Origin of the sequence: Bartonella sp. CR84HXZ (assembly GCF_042194535.1) — a bacterium.
GTDB lineage: Bacteria > Pseudomonadota > Alphaproteobacteria > Rhizobiales > Rhizobiaceae > Bartonella > Bartonella grahamii.
This window is the reverse complement of the sequence record NZ_JBHIMY010000037.1, coordinates 1-5040: the sequence shown is the minus strand read 5'-3', so window position 1 is coordinate 5040 and position 5040 is coordinate 1. Positions and strand designations below refer to the sequence as shown.

At 37.4% G+C, this 5040-nt stretch carries 2 protein-coding genes; both read left to right on the top strand.

Translation table 11 applies throughout. The features are described 5' to 3' along the window. The first annotated feature begins 444 nt into the window (after positions 1–444). A complete protein-coding gene (gene bafA / locus ACFIKD_RS08690; protein ID WP_375647777.1) occupies positions 445–3009 on the top strand; it encodes a BafA family autotransporter in 2565 nt (854 codons plus the stop codon). Between the two features lie 405 nt (positions 3010–3414). Further along, a partial coding sequence (locus tag ACFIKD_RS08685) for a pertactin-like passenger domain-containing protein (RefSeq protein WP_375647776.1) occupies positions 3415–5040 on the top strand: 1626 nt, incomplete at its 3' end.

Genomic DNA, 5040 nt, shown 5'->3' with positions numbered 1-5040 from the left:
TATGGTGAGGCACATTATGTTAAAGGACGTAAAACAAAACAGTCCCTTCAGGGTATTTTAGGTGTACGCTATAGTTTTTAATTATATGGTTATTTTTTAGTTGTCTTTAAATGTATGGTTGTCTTTAAAGGTCTTTAATGAAGGTTCAGAGAACAATTTTTCAGAGCATGCCGCTTCGCTTTTCATGATAGCTGTATACCCTTATATACTTTATTATGCATTACTTTTTTCTTTGATAAGAAAACTCTGAGGAAATGCTAAAGAAGCACTATAAAAACGTTCTTATATTCTTGATCAAAAAAAGCATTTAAAAGACTGTAAAAAACAGTTTTTTATGAGATAAGAAGGATTTTTAAGAAGGATTGTTTGTAATCTAAGGTTGAAAATATGTTTTGTAGAGCTAATTACGTTTAGTGTCTATGCAGGCGTGAAGGGGGGGAGGATATGGCTCTACAATATAAATGGAAACGACATTGTTGGATACTCATGTTGAGCAGCTGTTTTGTGCAAGCTGCTGCTGCAAATGAGGGGGGAGTACCACTTTTTTGTCAATCTTCAAGTTATGAAAATGGCAAAAAATTTCAGGGTCAATACAATGAGGATATGAAAACAGGAAGATGCATACTTGGAGCATCTAATGATGTTGTTATAAGGACGCGCAATGAATTAGACTTGTTAAAAAAGCCTAGCGATTTTACTGAGGATAAGGGCGCTAGAGTGTTTGCGAGTCAACAGGAGCTTGACAGCAGTCGTCGTGACAATGTCGGATATAATGTACAAGAACAAAATATTGCGTTTCTTAAAAAACCTGAACTTATCTTCATTAAAGATGGGGCACTGTTAGAAAATTATGTCCTTGATAATGAAGGTAAAGCATACATTTCAAATGATGGCGAGAGTGATAGCCCAGGGCGGTCCATTAATAACACTGTAAGGAATGGTGCAGAGCTTTATGTGTATGCAGGAGGTCTCAGTGAGAATAGTAAAATTGAACATGGTGGAACTGAAAATGTTGAGGCTTTAAATGGAAAACAAGGCTTTTCGAAAAATGCTGTCGTTAAAGAAGGTGGACAACAAAGTGTTGGAAATGGAGGAAAAGTAGAGGGGACTAAAATTTATGGTGGGGAGCAACTTGTTTTCGGGGAGGGGGATGTTGGAGGAGAGGTTAAAGGGAGTAGTGCTTCTCATATTGTCATTTATGGTCAAGATGAAACACTAGGACAACAAAAAGTATATGATGGCGGAAAAGTTTGGGATACGAAAGTTATGCGAGGGGGCGTACAAGAGGTTGGAAAAAAATCTCAAAGTGCTAAAAATGGTGGTTTTGCATTTGACACAGAAATTTTTAGCGGTGGTAAACAGCGTATCTTAAAAGGCGGTAAGGCTATTGGAGTTACTTTAAATGAGAGCGCTATTCAGGAAATATATGCTGATGGATCTGTAAAAAATCTAACAATGAATGATGAAACAAAATCATGGGTGCATGCCGGGGCAACATTAGAAGGCAAGACACAGGTAAATCATTCTGGGCAGATTCATCTTTATGCTGGGAATGATCAACATCGTACCATAGTAGAAGATATTATTTTAAATGGAAAAAATACAAAACTGTACTCTATTACTGATGAGTTTGATGGAAAAAGTTCTTTGATACAAAAATTAAGTGGTGAAGGGAGTGTTATTTTTTCGTTTACAGGTTCTGATCCATATTATTCTCAGCTTCATGTGAATAATCTTTCAGGAAATTTACATTTCGCGTTCAATACTACGATTGCCTATAACCGTGGTGATTATCTCTTTGTTGAGAAAGGTGCTGGGAATCATACGATAAGTGTTGCTGATTCTGGAGTTGAAATCACGGATCCTTTTTCAAATAAGCGTGATTTAATTATGGATCAAAGTGGTGGCGCACATTTTACGCTGACAGATCTTAAGGGTGACAAAATTAACGCCATTGATGGTGGAACTTATATGTATGACTTGAAAGAAAGAAAGGATGAAAATGGAAAAGTGTGGTTTTTATCTGCAGACCGCCTCAGTGGACCAGAAACCTCTATTCCAGATCCGGCAAATCCTTTTGTTCCTGGTGAGACATCAACAACACCCTCTACAGATGCAGTGTTAACGTTGTCCGTAGTTCCTGGACTTGTTTTTAACAATGAGTTGCAAATTGTAAGGAATGGTAGAAAAATTTGGAACAGAAATAGGAAAGATATCGAACTATGGACTTATGCGATTAAGAGCAGAGAACGTATTGCGACAGGACATACACACTTTAAGCTTGGGCAGACAGGTTTAGTCTTTGGTGCTGATCAGTTGAGTGAATTAAGGCATGGAGAGTTGTATGTTGGTGGTTTCGGTAGTTATGATCAAGCACGTATTTCTCATGCACGAGGTGGTAATAGTGATCTGAGTTCTTATAGCATTGGAACTTATGCAACTTATTTTGATCATCGCGGATGGTATATGGATGGTGTTTTGAAATATAATTATTACCGAGATAATTTGAAAGCTATCTCCACGCATGGTTTAGCTATTCAAAGTCATTACAATCAGTGGGCGATAGGTGGGTCATTTGAAATTGGTTGTTATTTTACACCGGCACAGAATACTTGGATGCAGCCTTATATCAAGCTAACAGGTTTGCAGGTTGAAGGTAAAAAAATAAAACTTTCAAATGGAATGATAGGTGATCTAAGCCCATTGGTTTCATTCCGCAGTGAAGTTGGATTAACTGCAGGACATGAATTCTTTGTGAATTCAGAAACTTCATTAACAGCTTACATTATGGCAGCTTGGTTGCGTGAGAATGTAAATAATAATTATACGACAATTAATAACCAGCATAAATTTATTACAGACTTATCGGGTAATGCAGGTAAATTGGGAATTGGTGTAAACGGTTCGGTCAATGATAAACTGACACTTTATGCGGAAGCACATTATCTAAAAGGACATAAGATTAAGAATGCTCTTCAAGCTATTTTAGGATTACGCTATAGTTTCTAAATATGTGTGTACGCGGCTGATTAACTTTATGAATGTAATTATTTTGCAAGCTTAAACAGATAACGCTCGATTTTATCTTCTCGAGAGTGTAGAGATCTTCTCAAACAGTAAGGATATCTTTATACTCTCCTTTGAAGGCACGAGCGTTTTTTTCATCTATAACTTCAAATATTGAAAATTGTTCCTTGAACTCAAGTGAACAGTTTGAATTTTATTCAGACTTTCTGCTTTAAGTTAGAACTTTCTAGCTGCTTATAGATGCGCAACTTAAAGTTGTTTATATTAAAAAATACACTTTAAAAGTGTTTTTAAACATAAATAAAACACATTACGATACAATCTAAGACGGGTTACCTACGTAGCCGTGGGATATTTTTCTAAATAATTGAGAGTGGAGTGTCGATAATGCAGTATAAACATAAGTTAAGTTTTTCAGTATTGATGATCAGTAGTTGTCTTGTACAAGTTGCAAATGCAGTTGAAAACAGGAATGGAGAGCTAACAATAGTAGAACATGTAGGAAATCGAGCAGAGATACCAAAAGGTTCAGCACTGATTACAAATAATTTTCCCAGTAGTAAGAGTAAAATTGGAGATGGCGGTGTTGAAATTGTTGAAAATGGAGCAACTTCTATAGGTTCCACTATTAAAAAAGGGGGAATGCAAATAGTTACACGCGGAGGAACTGCGATAGGTACCGAAATCCTTGGTGGTAAGCAGTTTATTCATGAAGAAAAAGATCTTGATCTTACAAGCGTGGAGAGAAAAAGTAGTGCATATAATTCTACAGTTTCAGGGGATGGTGGAGTAGTGGGACAGCAGAATGTGTATGATGGAGCGTGGGTTTGGTATACGAAAGTAGGAGATAACGGAGAACAAAATCTTTATTCGGGAGAAAGAAAAGAGGGGGGAAAATCAATGTATGCTGAGATCTCTGGGAATGGGAGACAGCACGTCTTAGCGTTAGGAGAATCTTATGCTACTAATTTGAAAGATCATGCTATTCAAGTTGTATATCCTGAAGGGTTGGTGGATGGTCTGACAGTTAACAGTTTTGCTAAATCGTGGTTCCATGTTGGTGTACAAGAAGTCGTTGGAGAAGTAAGGATTAATGGTGGCGGAGAACTTTATTTATTCGCTGGTGATAGGACAAACCATATCACTAAGAAAAAGATTCCTATAGAGGCAAGAGTTGATGAAATAATATTTGAGGTTGGTGAACGAAATATAGGAGAAAAACCTCAGATTGAAATTGAAGATTTAGGAGGGCATAATGGAACTGTTATTTTTACTTCTATTCCGTATGATCCACGACATATTTCACTTCATGTTGAGAAACTTTCAGGGAATTTACATTTTCGATTCAATATTAGTGCTACGGGGGATTCGAGTGATTACTTGTCGGTTGATGAGGGCACAGGTAATCACAAAATAAGCGTTGCAGATTCTGGTGCTGAAATCACAGGCTCTCTCTCAAAAAGGAATAGTTTAGTTACTGAACTTCCATTAATTACCGATAGAAGCCAAGATGGAGGGGCTAATTTTACTCTGGCAGATTTTTTGGGCAAGAACATTACAGTTGTCGATGGTGGAACCTATCAGTATCAATTGCTGAAGAGAGAAAGGTGTGCTAGTTCTAGTGGTAGTGCTACAATTTGGTCTTTAAGCAGAGTCTCTGAAAATGCAGAACATTCGAGTACTGAAGCACAGTGTGTAAACAAGAAAACGAAGGTTCCTCTTGCATTGTCTCATCAAGGCGCTTCTTCTGGAGGAAAAAATACCGGTCCTCGTAAACCTACTAAAAAAGAGCAACCCAAGCCACGTCCTCCACGTCATTTAAGAGAAAGACAGAATATCTCTAGTGTTTCGGTATCTCCATCTAAAGAAAATCGCACTCATGTGAAGTCTCCCCCAGCAAGTTCTCTTCATTTTTCTGATGGAAAGCAACAGGCTGTTGTTTCAGAATCTTCACAATCTTTAGCCGATCAAATGATTTTGCGTCCAGTTCATAAAGAACAGCCTTCTCCACAA

What these genes read in the sequence shown, in the direction of transcription:
- bafA (WP_375647777.1), top strand. Translation starts at nt 445, where the DNA reads ATGGCTCTACAATATAAATGGAAACGACATTGTTGGATACTCATGTTG.